Annotated in this window: 11 protein-coding genes, 2 tRNA genes and 1 CRISPR repeat array; of the genes, 5 read left to right on the forward strand and 8 right to left on the reverse strand. The window is 36.1% G+C overall.

The features are described 5' to 3' along the window. The first annotated feature begins 129 nt into the window (after positions 1-129). From BI182_RS15635 to BI182_RS15655, 5 genes are all read left to right on the forward strand, one after another. Entirely contained in the window at positions 130-1,191 is a 1,062-nt protein-coding gene (locus BI182_RS15635; RefSeq protein WP_070371017.1) for a branched-chain amino acid aminotransferase, read from the forward strand. Between the two features lie 83 nt (positions 1,192-1,274). Then, a tRNA-Ser gene (locus BI182_RS15640) sits at positions 1,275-1,363 on the forward strand. A 45-nt stretch (positions 1,364-1,408) separates the two neighbouring features. After that, positions 1,409-1,500: transfer RNA gene (locus tag BI182_RS15645), tRNA-Ser, on the forward strand. Between the two features lie 90 nt (positions 1,501-1,590). Beyond that, positions 1,591-2,634, forward strand: coding sequence for a TIR domain-containing protein (locus BI182_RS15650; protein ID WP_286809236.1), 1,044 nt, complete (start codon positions 1,591-1,593; stop codon positions 2,632-2,634). Positions 2,635-3,070: 436 nt separating this feature from the next. Continuing rightward, the gene (locus BI182_RS15655; protein WP_286809237.1) at positions 3,071-4,495 is read left to right on the forward strand and encodes a reverse transcriptase domain-containing protein; all 1,425 of its coding nucleotides are present in this window, start codon (positions 3,071-3,073) and stop codon (positions 4,493-4,495) included. Positions 4,496-4,819: 324 nt separating this feature from the next. On the opposite strand, the gene BI182_RS15660 is transcribed toward BI182_RS15655, so the two are convergent. The 8 genes from BI182_RS15660 to cas5 form a co-directional block, all read right to left on the reverse strand. Next, a complete protein-coding gene (locus tag BI182_RS15660) occupies positions 4,820-5,473 on the reverse strand; it encodes a methyltransferase family protein (RefSeq protein ID WP_286809239.1) in 654 nt (217 codons plus the stop codon). Continuing rightward, on the reverse strand, positions 5,470-5,916 hold the full coding sequence (locus BI182_RS15665; protein ID WP_286809241.1) for a hypothetical protein: 447 nt from the start codon (positions 5,914-5,916) through the stop codon (positions 5,470-5,472). The genes BI182_RS15660 and BI182_RS15665 overlap by 4 nt, the downstream gene beginning before the upstream one ends. 21 nt (positions 5,917-5,937) lie before the next feature. Further along, positions 5,938-7,079 (reverse strand): IS3 family transposase gene (locus BI182_RS15670; RefSeq protein ID WP_286809243.1). Its coding sequence is split into 2 segments (ribosomal slippage): positions 5,938-6,824 and positions 6,824-7,079, totalling 1,143 coding nucleotides; the frame shifts between segments, so codons are not numbered across the junction. Between the two features lie 111 nt (positions 7,080-7,190). Then, positions 7,191-13,012: direct repeats of the CRISPR family, unit length 30 nt; unit sequence ATTTAAATTCCAATATGGCGAAACTCTCAT. A 176-nt stretch (positions 13,013-13,188) separates the two neighbouring features. Next, positions 13,189-13,467 (reverse strand): CRISPR-associated endonuclease Cas2, encoded by a 279-nt coding sequence (gene cas2 / locus BI182_RS15675; RefSeq protein ID WP_286809244.1) that lies wholly within the window; start codon positions 13,465-13,467, stop codon positions 13,189-13,191. Positions 13,468-13,479: 12 nt separating this feature from the next. Next, a complete protein-coding gene (gene cas1b / locus BI182_RS15680; protein ID WP_286809246.1) occupies positions 13,480-14,472 on the reverse strand; it encodes a type I-B CRISPR-associated endonuclease Cas1b in 993 nt (330 codons plus the stop codon). Between the two features lie 14 nt (positions 14,473-14,486). Continuing rightward, positions 14,487-14,981, reverse strand: a complete 495-nt coding sequence (gene cas4, locus BI182_RS15685) for a CRISPR-associated protein Cas4 (protein ID WP_286809247.1) — start codon at positions 14,979-14,981, stop codon at positions 14,487-14,489. A 34-nt stretch (positions 14,982-15,015) separates the two neighbouring features. Further along, positions 15,016-17,259, reverse strand: coding sequence for a CRISPR-associated helicase Cas3' (cas3, locus tag BI182_RS15690; RefSeq protein WP_286809248.1), 2,244 nt, complete (start codon positions 17,257-17,259; stop codon positions 15,016-15,018). A 26-nt stretch (positions 17,260-17,285) separates the two neighbouring features. After that, positions 17,286-18,371 (reverse strand): CRISPR-associated protein Cas5, encoded by a 1,086-nt coding sequence (gene cas5 / locus BI182_RS15695; RefSeq protein ID WP_286809250.1) that lies wholly within the window; start codon positions 18,369-18,371, stop codon positions 17,286-17,288. Positions 18,372-18,376 lie beyond the last annotated feature (5 nt).

Consider the following 18,376-nt stretch of genomic DNA (forward strand, 5'->3'; position numbering starts at 1 on the left):
GGTATCGTTTTTGTACTCAGAAAAAACATTATTCTAAAAAAATACACTTGTACTTTGTATACAATGCTTGTTATACTACTCCTATATACGAAATAGCGTGTTGTTTTGCTATGGAACTCGGAGGAAGACATGGAAATTAAAATTGTTAAAACAGCAAACCCCAAGGAAAAACCAGAAGAGGACTCGTTGATCTTCGGTGTCGAATTTACGGACTATATGTTTGAGATGGACTATACTGAAGGGATTGGCTGGCATGATGCCGTCATTAAGCCCTACGGCCCCATTGAGATCATGCCTTCAGCCATGGTGCTTCACTATGCCCAGGAAGTTTTTGAAGGCTTAAAAGCATATAAAACGCCAGCTGGTGAGATTCAGCTGTTCCGACCAGATGAAAACTTCAAACGAATGAACCGCTCCAATGCCCGGATGTGTATTCCGCAAATCGATGAGAATTTTTTGCTGGAAGCCTTAAAAGCCTTGGTTAAGATGGATGAAAGCTGGATTCCTAAATCCCCGGGAACATCGCTTTATATCCGGCCATTTGTTTTTGCCACCGATCCGTTTATCGGGGTGCGGGTTTCCAAACGCTACAAATTTATGATTATCATGTCGCCAGTGGGATCTTATTATAAAGGTGGGATGGTTCCCAGTCGCATTTATGTGGAGTCAGAATTTGCCCGAACGGTTCGTGGTGGTACCGGTGAAGCCAAATGCGGTGGTAATTACGCTGGTGGTCTGGCGGCTCAGCAGAAAGTTCATGAAATGGGTTTTGAACAGATTCTCTGGCTGGATGGCGAAAAAAGACAGTACATCGAAGAAGTGGGCACCAGTAATGTCTTCTTTTTAATCGATGGCGTTTTTGTTACCCCGTCACTGGAGGGAACGATCTTAAACGGCATTACCCGAAAAAGTGTGATCGAACTATTAAAGCACTGGGGCGAAACCGTGGAAGAACGTCGGATCACCATCGACGAATTATATCAGGCCTATCAGCAGGGAAAAATCACCGAAGCCTTTGCCACCGGCACAGCGGCCGTTATTGCGCCGATTGGCACATTAGGGTGGAAAGATGTGGAGATGACCTTTAACGACGGTAAAATCGGCGAATACTCGCAAAAAATATATGATACCCTCTATGATGTCCAAACCGGCAACAAGGAAGATCCGCTGAACTGGATTGTTAAATTATAAAAATTAAAAATTTAAAAAAAGTTTATCAAAACACTTGACAATAGGCGTTTTCACTGGTAATATTAGTCTTGCATTTTGAATTACGAGAGGTACCGAAGTGGTCATAACGGGGCGGTCTTGAAAACCGTTAGGGTGCAAGCCCACGTGGGTTCGAATCCCACCCTCTCGGCCATCAAATGCTTGAAAAGTAAATAATCACATTTGCATTATTACCTTTGGAGAAGTACTCAAGTGGCTATAAGAGGTGCCCCTGCTAAGGGTATAGGCCGTTAACGCGGTGCGTGGGTTCAAATCCCACCTTCTCCGCCACCAAGAACTACGCATCAAATATGATGTAAGATATGAACCTGTTACGTAAAGTAGCAGGTTTTTTTTAGAATATAATATTTGGAGGAAAAAATGAAACCAGAATTAAATAAAATGATTAAAGAAGATATTGAAAGATGTAAATCTGCACAATCGACTAAATCTGGATCACCAAAATTATATCAGGAATTAATAGCTAAATATGAAGATATTTATCCAGGCTTTAAAACTTCAATACCTGTATATGTTAAAATGGGGACATTGGGAGAAGACTTTGATTATCGAGATGAACTTAATGTAATTAAATCAAAATTAGAGACTAAGTTGAGACTTGATCCGATCGATGTTTCAGAAGATGTATTAAATAAAATAAAAAGAGAATTGGAGCAGTGCAGGGAAATAATTTCAAATCCTGAAAAGCAAAATGAGAACACTATTAAAGGATTTTATAGACCTTTTTCAAAGAGATATAATGATTATATTGAAAATAAGTCGGATTCTATTATTGGGTATAACGAGACAGAAAATACATATGATGTCGAACTTTCATGCGATGAATTTTTGGATAATTTATCATTAATGCAAAATGATCTTGAATTGTTTTGTGATGAACACACTAAATTTGGGCAAAAAACCTATGAGGAAGAATGCGATTTGACAAAAAATGAGATTTCCAAACCGAACATAAACAATTCAAAAGATGTATTTGTTGTGCATGGTCACGATGAGGAAATTAAGCAGGAAGTTGCGAGGTTTATACAAAAGTTTGATCTTAATCCAATTATTCTACATGAACAAATAAGTGAAGGTAGGACAATTATTGAAAAAATTGAGGCATATTCAAATGTGGAGTATGCTATAGTTTTGTATTCGCCATGTGACATTGGTTATAAGTACGGAGAAGAAAATAATAAAAAAGGAAGAGCGCGACAAAATGTTGTTTTTGAACATGGTTACTTAATTGGTAAATTAGGGAGAAAAAACGTTTGCGCACTGAAAAAAGGTGAAGTTGAAACTCCAAATGACATTTCGGGAGTAGTCTATATTGATTACGATACAGCTGGAGGTTGGAAACTTATAGTTGCTAAAGAAATGAAAAAAATATGGCCGCACCTTGATTTAAATAAGCTATATTAGTCCTATTTCATTTACTGAACAGGAACATGAATCGCTGGAGTGTTTGTTGAGGAAAAGAGCGATAAGTTAAGGGTGGTTGAGACGAGAAAACATAAGGATTAAGAAAAGAAATGATACAATGAAAGTCATTGGTGATTGATATAGTATACTAAAAAAATTATGTTACAAAATATTGTATTACTAAAAGAATAGTGGTATGATAAAAATGCCTTAAGGGAACTTTGTTTAGCATAGTAGGCTTAAGGGTTGAGGTTTATTGTCAATAGACACGATAAGAATTTATCTGGCTCTATTGAGCTGGTACATCCACCAAGGATTACCAGAGTAGTGATAATCATTAAACATATTGATTTCATTTCGAACTCCTCTGAGGTTATTATAATATAATAATCTATTAGCGAATTAGGATAGCAATTATTCTAAAACATGTTTGCTTATGCAAACAAAAGATAATTCGGTTTTTTGTATACCTGCTGGCTTAGGGATGCTATCCCCCATGTCAGTGGGTATTGCGCTTTTTTGTGAAAGGAATAATATGGAACTTGAAGAATGGAAAGAGTCCAAAGGTTGTGATTTGAAAAATTATGCGCATTTTGACAAAAGAGTTTCCATCAATGATAGGTGGTCATATATTAGCAATCCTAAAAAAATTAGTCAGCACAGCTTTTATCCCTTTATTCACTATAAGCAAAATTTTAATAAGTTCAATAAATTGAAAGGAAAAAAAACGAAGGAGCGAGATATTTGTTATTCAGCGCATATTGATCGATGTATTTATCAATACTATTCTTTTCTCATAAATGAGGAATATAATAAAAGAGTTATCCAAGATGGAATTAATAATGTAGCAGTTGCTTATCGCAACGAATTAGGGAAAAATAATATACACTTTGCAAAAGAAATGTTCGATTTCATAAAGGCTGGCTATTGTAGGGATATTATAATAGGTGATTTTACGGATTTCTTTGATACATTAAATCATAAATATTTAAAAGAAAGATTATGCGATCTATTAAAAGTCAAAGAATTAAAGGGTGATTATTATGCCGTTTACAAAAATATTACAAAGTATTCCAAATGGGAGTTAAAAGAATTATTATCCTTAAATGGTTTGAAGGATACTGTGAAAGATAAACGGGAATTGAATAAAAAATACAAAGTGATTTCGTTTACAGTATTTAAACGACTTAAAAAAAGTTCATGTTGTAAAAATACATGTGATTATGGGATCCCTCAAGGTTCAGCGATTAGTGCTGCGCTGTCAAATGTGTATATGTTAGAGTTCGATAAAAAAATTACTGACTATATTGAACAGAACAACGGAAAATATATGCGCTACAGCGATGACTTTATTATTGTTTTGCCCCACAAGGAGAGCGAAGAATTTAAAAAACATTATGATTTTATATTCGAAGCTATAGGAAAGATCCCAAATTTAAAATTACAGGCAGATAAGACACAGGTTTATAATTATGAAAATGGTGAGTTGTGGGATCAGAATTTAGAGACCGGTTCAGGTAATGAAAAAACCAATCCAGAAAAAGTAAGCTTAAGTTATCTTGGTTTTACCTTTGATGGTTCAGAAATAACAATTAGAGATAAAACAATAAGTAAATATTATTATCGTTTATATAGAAAAATAAAAGCTACAGTTAAACAAATTGAGAGTGGTAAAAAAGTAAGTTGTAAAAAAATATATTTAAAGTATTCTGAGAAGGGTGCTTATGTAAAAGAAGGGAGGCATATCGGTAATTTTATTACTTATGTTGATAGAGCAAAAAAAGATTTTGGACAAAAGGAACCGATTGATCGTGGAACAAAAAATCACATGTATAAAATTAAAAAACACTTAAACAAGTGATCTTTTAGTGGGTATTTTCGGTTTTCTTATTTAAGCCATAATTTGCGAAGTTCTGAAATGAAAAAAAATTGTCGTTAAGTTATTAGGGCGAATTACCGAATAAGAAGAGCCCAAATCTCGATTATAAGAGATTTGGGCTTATTTACAATCAGAAGAAGAATTTTTATGCCAACACCAAATAATTATAGAAATATTTCATTTCAAGATATCTCCTCTCAAAACCTTTGATTTAAAGGGGGGTCGAAATTCCTCGTTACGTGTTCTCGGGAATTCTGTTTTTGCTTCTCCCGTTCATTAACTTCTTTCGTAAGCGCTTAACAACAGTTACCAAACCAACGGAAACAATCGATATCTTACCTTTTTGCAATACGCATCATATCCCTTTAGCTCATCTTTAAGCAAGGCTTCTTCTTTTTGGATGCGAAGCACTAACATTGGTACAATTAAAAGCATCGGTACAATCGCAACGTAAGAGCCCAAAGCCAACGGAAGAAATAGGGATATTACAATCATTCCCGTATACATCGGATGTCGCACCAGTGCATACGGCCCTGATTCTATCACTTTCTGTTCTCTTTCCACCCGGATAACTGCGGACGCAAACATATTTTCCCGAAAGACAATAAATATAAAAAGATATCCCAAAAGTGCCAAGACAGCTGATGTAAAGATAAGCCATAGTGGCACTACCGACCAGTGAAAACGATAATCAAGTCCTGGTAAAATAAATCCGAGATAAAATAATTTAAATATAGCTGGCGATTGATTGGTTTTATCTTTTTTTTGAACCGTTGATCTTCGCTCTAGAAATTCAGGTGCTTTTTTTGAAAAATAAAGAGTGATTCCAAGTGTAATCAGAGTGAAACCACCCCATACCATCCAAGCCTCCCAAAAATGCAGACTTCCTGCTGGCAGAAAAAAGATTACCCACAATAATATAGTCAGTATTAATGGAACTAGAATCTTTTTTTCTTTCATAAATAATCCTCCGTTCCTTTATAATTTAAATATTTTTGAATAAGTGCCTTGTGACGCATTTGTGCTGGTGATAGCACTTGCTTTGCCATATCATCCATCAGTTGTTCTTTGGACTCACCCAAGCCAATCTGACCATAAAGCATTTCTTTCAGTTCTGGCACTGCCTTAATAAATTCGCTTCCTTCTCTGGCAAGACGCTCCACTTCTGGATCATTCTCTGCCATTGTACGTAAAGCAGCTAAACGTTCCCCAAATGCCACCGCTCTCTGATAGTCATTGGGATGTTCTTTGAAATATTGCGCAATACCGTGTAAATTCTCCTTAAACTGGTCGCCCCACTGAAAATCCTCTATGATCCCAAAGGCTTTATGATGCTGTTGAATTGCTTCTGGACTTTCCCGAATTTTATAAGCCTCTTGTATGGGCTCAAGTGTTCTAGTCAAGCAAAATTGTAATACCGAAAGCTAGTTTGAATGCCTCATTTCGAATGGTGTTTTACCATCATTATATGTATGCGGACGACGGTAATTATACCAGTCAAAGATGTATTCATAAATACCCTGATTCAAATCTTCATCGGTTTCAAATGAATACTGATAAACGAATTCTGTTTTCATCGTATTATAAAAACGCTCCATTGGAGCATTATCGTATGGATTTCCAGCCCTGCTCATGCTTTGGGTAATGTCATTTTCAGCGCAAAAGGCAATGAATTCTCTGGATGTATACTGAGAACCCTGATCACTATGGAGGATCAGTTGATTGTTAGTCGAATTGGATTCTAAAGCAATCGCCAGTGTTTCAATGGCAAGATTTGAATCAATCCATTTACTGTTAAGGCTGGCAACGATGCTCCGATCATAGAGATCGATTATGCTGCAATTATAACGTTTTGTACCATTTTTTAAATTCAGGTATGTGAAATCGGTACACCAGACCTGATTCGGTTTTTCAGTCGTAAAATTCTGTTCAAGCAGATTATCAAATATATGATGCTGATGGCCTTTAATATATGGCTGCTTTTTACGGCGGACAATAGCTTTGATGCCGATTTCACGCATATAGGAATAAACGGTACCGTAAGAACACTCAATACCTTTGCGGTTCAGTAGATCACAGATCATTCGGTATCCAACCGTTCCATTCAGTTCATGATATGTATTTTTAATGTGCTGCTTCAATGCTTCTTTTTGTTGGCGATAGGCTGATTTCCGGTTTTTAAGGTAGTTGTAGTAATCATTTGGGTAAAGATTAAACCGGTTTAACAACCAGTTAACACCAAACTCCAGGTGATACTCACGGATAAACTCATATTTTTTTAGTCGATTTCCTTCGCAAAGAATGCTGCTGCCTTTTTTAAGAATTCATTTTCCTTTTTGGCTTCAGCAAGTTCTTTTTTCAATTGTCTGATTTCAAGCATTTGATCTGTTTCATTTTGAAGTTGAGGATTTGTTTTGCATTCTTTGCGGTGCTTATCAAGCCAGTATCTGAGCGTACCACTACCTAAGTTGTATTCGTCTGTCAGACTTTTGATGGTTCGGCCTTCCTCTAGATGAAGGCGGATGATTTTTTCCTGAAGGACACGATCGTATTTTTTATTTGACATGTTTTGTAACTCCTTTTCAAGTTTGAATTATATCATCAAACTCGCTCCGGGTGTTACAATTTCATTGTAGCAGAACACACGCAGGCAATTGATTAAGAAGCGCAGTCCATGATTTAAATTCCAATATGGCGAAACTCTCATTGATAAATTTGTCGGCAATGAAGAACTGGAAAAACATTTAAATTCCAATATGGCGAAACTCTCATACTTGCCGACCTTCTTTTAAATAGGCTAACACCTTCATTTAAATTCCAATATGGCGAAACTCTCATGATATCATCTCCCGGGGCTCCAAGGGGCTTGCCCCAATTTAAATTCCAATATGGCGAAACTCTCATTAAACAGGAATTTACCAACGATGCGGTCAATCTGCATTTAAATTCCAATATGGCGAAACTCTCATTAAACAGGAATTTACCAACGATGCGGTCAATCTGCATTTAAATTCCAATATGGCGAAACTCTCATAAAGCTAAAAAGTACATGACAATGGAAGATGTTAATTTAAATTCCAATATGGCGAAACTCTCATTCGATCACGCTCAAAGCCTATGAAAAATACGATACAAATTTAAATTCCAATATGGCGAAACTCTCATTAAAAATCCCGGCCTGACACTACCAAAACGACCAAATTTAAATTCCAATATGGCGAAACTCTCATTGTGATGGATTTAGAATTGAAAGGGGATGATGCACTATTTAAATTCCAATATGGCGAAACTCTCATCCCCAACACCCTGGCATCCTGGGCAGTCATCCATGATTTAAATTCCAATATGGCGAAACTCTCATTGAAATGACTTCCATGTTCTATGATTATAAAAATATTTAAATTCCAATATGGCGAAACTCTCATTTTTTGTATCATGGTTGAACAGTAAATGTCAATCAAATTTAAATTCCAATATGGCGAAACTCTCATCAGACGCAATTGCTCCCTCCCGCTCTTTTAGGCCTATTTAAATTCCAATATGGCGAAACTCTCATCAATCGTGGCCACAGCAAGTTTCGTAGTATACAGCTATTTAAATTCCAATATGGCGAAACTCTCATGTGTTCAGGAAACCATGCGCCGCCACGATTGAAGACCATTTAAATTCCAATATGGCGAAACTCTCATCCTTCGGAGTTTCTGATATAAATATAGATATCAAGTATTTAAATTCCAATATGGCGAAACTCTCATAAAAGTTTGAGCATGGACTGTTTTAATTTGATTGCAATTTAAATTCCAATATGGCGAAACTCTCATATTATCGATCATTATGGAAGCTGTTTCTGATGATTTATTTAAATTCCAATATGGCGAAACTCTCATGGTGGCGTTCCAGAACAAAGAACTGTCCTCATCCATATTTAAATTCCAATATGGCGAAACTCTCATAAGATCAGTATGCCGATGGAACCCCAGCTTAACCATATTTAAATTCCAATATGGCGAAACTCTCATTTCGAAGCATTAAAATATTTGCAGTATATTACGTCATTTAAATTCCAATATGGCGAAACTCTCATTAGGATTTCCATTTTTAGATAAATCACCTTTTTTAAAATTTAAATTCCAATATGGCGAAACTCTCATCTGAATAAACGGTAACGCCAGCAGTTCCGCTGGACCCCATTTAAATTCCAATATGGCGAAACTCTCATAATTAAAGATGCGGAATTAATCGAAATCGAACCGAATTTAAATTCCAATATGGCGAAACTCTCATCTGATTTTACAGTTGTCTCAATTTTCGGCAATTTCCCATTTAAATTCCAATATGGCGAAACTCTCATTCAACTCAATCAACCAACGATCCGGACAATAACAAATTTAAATTCCAATATGGCGAAACTCTCATTTTTGGTTCGTTGCAGCGTCGCCCCGTTTTTAATTGGATTTAAATTCCAATATGGCGAAACTCTCATCGCTTATTTGCTGAATCATTTCCCACATCAAATAAATTTAAATTCCAATATGGCGAAACTCTCATTGGATCCATTCAAGAGCAGTGTATGTTTATAACTTAATTTAAATTCCAATATGGCGAAACTCTCATTCAAGGGCCTCAGCGATCTTTTGAAGTGTTTCATTTTATTTAAATTCCAATATGGCGAAACTCTCATTCGGCGTTTTGTTGATTGTCACATGCCCGTCACTGATTTAAATTCCAATATGGCGAAACTCTCATCAATGTCATCCACCTTTCTGCGCTTCCAGCCGTCCCAGATTTAAATTCCAATATGGCGAAACTCTCATCAAATCTATGAGTATGCCCCGGATCACCTGCGTTGTATTTAAATTCCAATATGGCGAAACTCTCATACAGAAACCCTAAGTGGCAATTGACGAATAATGATTAATTTAAATTCCAATATGGCGAAACTCTCATGAATATGGCGCGACGAAGTACAAAAGCGATGACAACATTTAAATTCCAATATGGCGAAACTCTCATTTCAACGAACGGGCCAGATCCCAGGGTCTGAGTTAATTTAAATTCCAATATGGCGAAACTCTCATGGTGCTATGATCAGAATGAACGTGATGGGGGTATCCATTTAAATTCCAATATGGCGAAACTCTCATAGGTGGTTAATCCGTTGGCATTAACTACACTTACGCATTTAAATTCCAATATGGCGAAACTCTCATCAGGTTGCAATAATTGAGCAGGTAATTAAAAATAAAATTTAAATTCCAATATGGCGAAACTCTCATTGGAATCCATCAGTCAAGAACGTTACCTTTTCTCCAGATTTAAATTCCAATATGGCGAAACTCTCATGACTGCACTCGAATTGATTAACATCCGACTTAATGCATTTAAATTCCAATATGGCGAAACTCTCATTTGTAACCTTCCCGTCAATAATGACTGAAAAATAACATTTAAATTCCAATATGGCGAAACTCTCATCAGGCGGTCAGGCGCAGAGTAACAATCCGGAAACAATTTAAATTCCAATATGGCGAAACTCTCATTCGCTCTGATCCAATATCCCCAATATTGAAACCGATTTAAATTCCAATATGGCGAAACTCTCATCCAAACGTGGCCAGCGGATGTGATTTGGAATTAAGATTTAAATTCCAATATGGCGAAACTCTCATTAAGCCTTTAAACATTGACGTCATCTGTGACATTGAATTTAAATTCCAATATGGCGAAACTCTCATCGGGCCTATTGCAAGGGCTGCCCGGAAAGTAAATACATTTAAATTCCAATATGGCGAAACTCTCATGCGATTTCGGCATTGCTTAAGCCCTTTCCCATACCGTATTTAAATTCCAATATGGCGAAACTCTCATCAAACATTGACGCCGCTATTAATGCCGCTATCGATCATTTAAATTCCAATATGGCGAAACTCTCATGCGCGTCGGGATTAGATTATGGAATCTCAAATTTCAATTTAAATTCCAATATGGCGAAACTCTCATTTTTGTGGTCCTGTAATGTAGCACTTTCGTCTTTCCGATTTAAATTCCAATATGGCGAAACTCTCATGAGTGCTGGTGCTGGGGTTGTTCTAAGTGTAGCATCAATTTAAATTCCAATATGGCGAAACTCTCATTCCCCGGCTGCTGCTGGCGATAATCAGTATATCCATATTTAAATTCCAATATGGCGAAACTCTCATAGTGATTACCTTCTTTCTCTAGCTGAATGAAGCTTCATTTAAATTCCAATATGGCGAAACTCTCATGATAAGCAGCTGCTAAACTCGCAGCTTGTGATCTCATTTAAATTCCAATATGGCGAAACTCTCATGGTCGGCAACGATGAAGTCGCCGGAACTGAGAGTCATTTAAATTCCAATATGGCGAAACTCTCATTCATACGCTGTCACATCGATTTCGCCATTTTTGTTATTTAAATTCCAATATGGCGAAACTCTCATAAAATCCCCGTATTCCTGCGCTTCGTCATAACCTTTATTTAAATTCCAATATGGCGAAACTCTCATCGGCCATCATAACGAAAGAACAGTTTAACCGAGTTCATTTAAATTCCAATATGGCGAAACTCTCATTCGGACTTGAGTATATATTCCGGGGTCAATGCCACATTTAAATTCCAATATGGCGAAACTCTCATAGAAAGGTTTCGGCGTCGGTTTTGACGTCATGAAGCATTTAAATTCCAATATGGCGAAACTCTCATGGAAAAAATGGTGGATGTGCATCTATGATTATACCAATTTAAATTCCAATATGGCGAAACTCTCATAATTGCCGTTCTTCGAATGATAAAAACCGCTTAACAATTTAAATTCCAATATGGCGAAACTCTCATGGAATAATATTTTTATACTTTGCAATTGCAGTTCTATTTAAATTCCAATATGGCGAAACTCTCATGATAAAAACGATTATACTTTAATGCTGTTATCGTCCATTTAAATTCCAATATGGCGAAACTCTCATGTGAGTGTTAACATTGATTCATATGACTTTTTTAATATTTAAATTCCAATATGGCGAAACTCTCATTCTATTTCAGCCTGTAAATTATCTGACGTCACATTATTTAAATTCCAATATGGCGAAACTCTCATGGTCTTGGCAAAATTGCACAAAAAGTTAGTTCAACAATTTAAATTCCAATATGGCGAAACTCTCATTCTTAACAAAAATCTTGACATAAGTCAAAATTTATATTTAAATTCCAATATGGCGAAACTCTCATAAAAACGTATCGGTAAGCGAAGCGGCTCAGCTGCTATTTAAATTCCAATATGGCGAAACTCTCATAGAATACTTGATGGTGACATTGTTTTCATCCGTAAACATTTAAATTCCAATATGGCGAAACTCTCATGGATACCCAAACCGCCGACAGCAATTGATGCAGCATTTAAATTCCAATATGGCGAAACTCTCATTTTTCCATATTTGATTGCAATAAATGTTACGAAAACATTTAAATTCCAATATGGCGAAACTCTCATATTGGACAAAATTGCAAACTGATTATTTAGCTAAATTTAAATTCCAATATGGCGAAACTCTCATGAAATTACACATAAGTTAGATGATATTAATGATCCTATTTAAATTCCAATATGGCGAAACTCTCATACATTTATGGCTTGTTTGTCAGGTTTAATTGTATTAATTTAAATTCCAATATGGCGAAACTCTCATCCGACGGTGATCGGGAGCGTAGCGACCGTTTGCCGTATTTAAATTCCAATATGGCGAAACTCTCATTGTATAGTGCAAATGATCTTAGAAAATTATTAGACATTTAAATTCCAATATGGCGAAACTCTCATTGCACAGCATCGGAAGTTTGGTTATTCCATTGTTTATTTAAATTCCAATATGGCGAAACTCTCATAAGGGAGTAAATAAAATGCAAAAACATGAAGACCAAAATTTAAATTCCAATATGGCGAAACTCTCATATAAAAATATAATATTAAAATCACTTGCTTTAACTAATTTAAATTCCAATATGGCGAAACTCTCATTTAAGCCCAGAAGCTGCCATAACAGGTAACGCCAATTTAAATTCCAATATGGCGAAACTCTCATAAATGTAGATTTTCACAGAAAACCCTTCAAGAGTATTTAAATTCCAATATGGCGAAACTCTCATTAAATTTATATTTGTAACCTTGACTCAAAGAAATGTAACATTTAAATTCCAATATGGCGAAACTCTCATTGCATTATATCTATTGTGACAATTCCAATGATAATCATTTAAATTCCAATATGGCGAAACTCTCATTGTTTAAAAATTTTAAATGTTTGGATTATATAAATGAATTTAAATTCCAATATGGCGAAACTCTCATTTAAATCACCTCATTATTTTATATATCCTATTATATGATTTAAATTCCAATATGGCGAAACTCTCATTTGATCATCGTCCTCGTCCTCGTCGATGCTATGCCAATTTAAATTCCAATATGGCGAAACTCTCATGCGCTTTCTTTTATAGCGCTCGTTTAGTATGTTTCAAAGGTCTGTTTTGTCGACCTCTATAATTTAATAAATTTAAAATCAAATTATTCAAATTTAGCTCAACAATCATTATTCTTTTCCCATGCTATCAACAATTGTCAACCCCACTGTATTTTTACATGATCTCAGGTCGACAATTATAGAAAGTTATCCGTTTTATCATCTTCCCTTGCCCATAGTTCTTTTTTCAGCCATCGCTCATTTCGACTTTTAAATAAAATAACCGAATCTATGTCTTTACGAACATATTCATTTAATTCATATCTTAAATTCATGATCTGAGGTTCAGATAATTCCCCTTCAAATACAGAATTTTGGATGTGGTTTAAATATTTCTTGCATATTTTAAACGTCTTACTAAGTACACGCTGTCCACCATCATCGCCGCAGATATCATATACTAGAATAACATACATTTCGTTGCACCTCTACCACCAAATTTTAAATGGTTCATATTCTTTTTCTCCCAGCAGATGTTTAATCATTTTATAGCATTCCAACCGAATTAAGTATTGATAGGACACCGATTTCTCCAGATCCCGATGTTTGATTGTCGTCTGCAATTTGGCATCCAATTCGGCTACAATTGTTTTAGAGGCTTCTTTGGTTAAATGTAAATAGTTCAAATTCTTTGTGAAACTCTTTTCTGTAATCTGATTGCGATTCAACAACGAAAAAATCAGTCGATCTGCTAACAATGGTTTAAAGATCTCAGCTATATCCAAGCATAATGAAAATCGTCTTGTTCCCGGTTCATGTAAAAAACTGATCGTTGGGTTTAATTGAGTCTGATAGATTTCTCCCAAAACTTTAGTATAAACAAGGGTATTGACAAATGAAATCAGCGTATTGATCATATTGTCCGGAGGATTCTTAACACGTTTTGTAAAATCAACATCCTGGTCTATGATTTTATTCCAAACCGAATAATAAGTTTTACGAATATTGCCTTCATATCCCATAAGTTCTTTTATTCCTGTCGTATTGGGTACGTTTTTTCGCAAATCTTCAATGGTCTCCATTTCAGTTTTAACATCTTTTCCGCGACCGTTATAATAACGTAAATTTCTGAATATATTATAGGATGCGCCATCGATCAGAGCTCTGGCTATCTGCATTCTTTTTTCATTGTCCTGATAATACTCAACCTGTTTAACAATGATATTCCCCGAAACCAACTGTTCTCTGGGATAGAAACTGCCTGTGTAAAAGCTGTAATAATTGAAAAAATGTATGCACACACCATATTTTGCCAACAAATTGATCAAACTGGTGTTCAAACTCATTTCTGACATCACATAAAGATTCCCCATATTTTCAATGGGCAAATCCCTATTTCCATTCGCTTCACTCGTAAAAGTTATGGTATTATCTTTTCTACGAATGATACCATCATTATAAAAATAATAATCTCGTTTCATCGTCACCCTGACTTTCAAATAAAACACAAATCATGATAGGCACATGCTTTGCAGATCGCCATTTTCCTAAATGGCGGCGGTATTTCTTCTTTTATGATCTTTGTAATATTAGCTAGAATTTTTTCAATTTCGACAACATCTTCTTCTGACAGCGATACTTCAACACTTTGTTTCAATAACGGATAATCGATTTTTGCGGTAATCCCGATTGCACCTTTTTTCAGCAAATAATAGAGATAATATTTTACCTGGAGAATACTAGCTTCTTCAATTTTTCTGCTCTTTTTTAATTCGTGAAGAACTTTTTTCGTGCGAATATAGTCAATATTAATGACATTGTCGATATTGATATGCTTATCATCCCTGCTATAAGCGTTCTCATCGAGGAGTTTTCCTATTTTGACTTGATCACTGTTTTGTTCCATTTGAATTTCATGATAAAAATACCAAAGCTTTCGGTGGCAAACCTGATAGTAATAAACCATTACTCCAGTAATCTCTTTTTCCAAAATGCATACCTCCTTCATTATCATTGCTTGAGTTTCAAAAGAACTCTGCTTTTCTGATGGTTTGAAAGTCCATCTTGCGAAACCCCAGCAAGTCATCATATTGACATTCCAAAACCTTTATCGATTCAAATCTTCCAATTTGAATCGGGGTATAAACTGTGGCCTCTCCACGAGCTTTTGCCTTTTCGTAATTTTTTGCGTGATATGATTCTACTGAAAGCGAATAAGCATATAGCTTTTCCTTTAAAGCCATTTTTTCTTTTGTGTTTGTTTGGGGATGATTGATCTTTTCTGCCAATTCAAGTATTTCTTCCCTGTGAGCATCAAAAACCGGGCTGGGAATGATCTCCGCAGTTAGAATATTACGGAGTTTAATATCATCCTGCTTTAATTGATAAGGCTTGATGGTCGCAATCCAATTACATTTTTCGATATAGGCCTGGTAATAATTAGAATTTTTTAATTTTTCGGTTGTGAGGTTCTCATTGATCAAAGCGAGTTTTTCCGCTTCTGTAATCGGCCCGTTCCAGTTCCCCAGGGCTTCCTTTGAAATATTAAAAATATCCCGATCAATAAACCCGCGATTATCCATAATAAATAGATTCTCATTGATAACGGTATACACAAAGCAATTTGTCACTTCAGTCGGTTTTACACCCTTGCGATTACAACGTCCAAGTCTTTGAAGCAGAGAATTAAGATCCTGCAACTCTGTGAACAAATAGTCAAAATCAATGTCCAGACTCGCTTCCACCAGGGAGGTTGACACCCAGATGCCATTCTGAATGTCAACGGTTTGGTCATCTGCATCATAAGTTTTCCCAAAATCTTTAATAGCGGCTTCTTTTTCAGCGCGATCCCCCCGGGTAAATTTACTGTGCAGTAAGAATAATTCATCTTTCGATACCGTGTCTGCTTCGCTGAGTTTCTCATAAATCTCCTGCGCTTTTTTTACGGTATTACAAATGACCAGTATTTTATTGCCTTGTTCTAATGCCTTGTTGTTTTCATATTGGTTTATAATATCGCTAACGCTTAATTCTTCCGCTTTGACCAGCATATTATGACGCAGAGTATTATCATAAAAACTCTGCTTGATCAACCCAGGGATTGCTTTATTCAGCTGATCTTCCACAAAAGGCGCTAGTGTGGCCGTTAAAATAGCAATCTTACCGCCCAATTCGCAAATCCGCTTTAACCCCATCACCAGATAAGCTAACAAGTCACTATCATACATTTGTATTTCATCAATGACAATTTTTGAATAGGACAAGGTTGTCAGTTTAAGCTCATACCCCTGATATTTAAAAACGAAATCAAAAAGCTGATCCATGGTGGCGATATTTAATGGTATTGAGTGTTTTAGACCACGATTACAATATTCTTCAACATCAAAATCCTCCCGATCAATTCCAGTCATTTCTGTTTTACTGTTCTCCATCATGCCCAGATAGTAAGACAGTGAAGAAGAGTGGAGCAGTGCCACCCGTTCATCCAGTTTTTCGGTGACAATTTTTTTCTTTTGATCCGCTACAATGCGATGATAAATAGCATTAATAGAGGTTCTTAGCGGCAACACAAAATAGCCTTTATGATTACCGATCCATAAAAGCCCGGCTTCGGTTTTACCCATGCCGGTTTGTGCCACAGCAATGATATTTTCATTTCTGTTTTTAATACAGAAATTCTGTAAATCATTCCACTGGTACCCCAGGCGATCGAGACCACTTTCTAAAAAATCATTGGGGTATTCCGATACATAACCGCCACTGGCACTATAATCGCATTTGTGAAGTAGGCCCTTGATCAACACAACCTGATCATCTTCAGTCCACATATTCAATTTATATTGAAGACTATGCTTGACAGGATAACAAGTAAAATTCTTTAAGAGTGATTTACACAAATCTTTTTTATCTTTTAACACTTCATAAGGATCAGCATAATCGTGATGAAATAAAACAGCTTGGACCACTTTGTAATAGTCTTCCTGGCTATCGAATGCCTTGGGATCAATGAGAAAAATCGATAAAATGTTGTGATAAACTTCCCGTTCCAATGACATCCGGATTTTTTTGTCACTCATTACTCGATTTTGGAATTCGGCATTCGCCTTCCCAAAATCATGAAACCAGCAGGCTTTTTTTGTTAGTTCATATACTTTTTCATTGTCGATATAGCCAAGGTTTTTGATCCGTTCCAATTCTCTTAACAGTTCGAGGCTATGTTCCTTTATGGTCTTATCCGGTTTAGCCTGATATTCTTCTGGCTTCTTCATAAATCCCCCTATTTCAGAAACGTGATTTAAATCAAATTAACAATATACGCTTGCTCACCATCTCTATCCAGCCAGACCCTGTCGCTCGTTTCTTCAATACAGTATTCTGAAAGATATAACACTGATTTCTTGTTGAAAATGCGTTTCCCATCGATTATTTGATAATTTTTGTTCAAGCCATATCGTGTGCCGCCTTCGCCTTTTGTCTCATCTCCGATATTAGTTGGCATCAGCAAGCCTTTTTTAATGTCACGATAATCCAGGTACGCTGAATAGGAACTCGTTACATCACAGTCATCATCCTGCACCAGTTCAACAATTTTTGCTTCGATGACTTCAACAAAATCTTCACTACGACCAATGGCTTTCAAATTGTAGATATTGTTCAAGATGTCTTCTAAAATATTGTCTTCGGCTGCCACATGTATAAGCAGTTCAATATTATTGAGTATTTCATAAAACTTCAGTGATGTTATCAAGGAACGAAACTTTGAAATGGGTTTGGTATAATGATTTTCTTTATACTTTTCAAACTCGTCTTTTATGTGTTTTTCGGTCGCTTTAATTTGCGCTTCTCTGCGGTTGAGTTTAAGATATTCTTCCGATTTTTTATCTAGCCTGTTTTTTTTGCTTTTTAAAGTTGCTTTACGACGTTTGATCACTTCTAGAACCGGTTTAATACGAGAATTCTTGAACACCTCAATTTGGTTATTCAGATCTTTTAAATCAATAAACTCCTGGTACAATGCTTCATTGAAGATGTTAGCATCTGCTCTTATTCGAAAATCACAGCCTTTAGACTTCCGTGGTGCCACAACCTTTTCAAAAGCCGTGGATAGTAACTCCGGATTTCTCATTTTGACCAAAACACCCCGATCAGGAAAAATTGAATTCAAAAAGCAATGATCGGTATAGGGTTCACGGTGCATTGACTCATATTTTCCCTGGATACTCAAATCCATGGGGTGATATTCTCTGTAGCCGCAGGCATCATGGAGTGCTCCGATAACGGTTGAAAAGGGTGGTAATGGATAGGTCATTTTATTTGTGTCGCTTTCCTCCTTACGATAATTGGCACTGCTCTGCTGCAACCGGATTCTTAATGCCTTCATAAAAA

Origin of the sequence: Acetobacterium sp. MES1 (assembly GCF_002237635.1) — a bacterium.
Classification (GTDB): Bacteria; Bacillota; Clostridia; order Eubacteriales; family Eubacteriaceae; genus Acetobacterium; species Acetobacterium wieringae.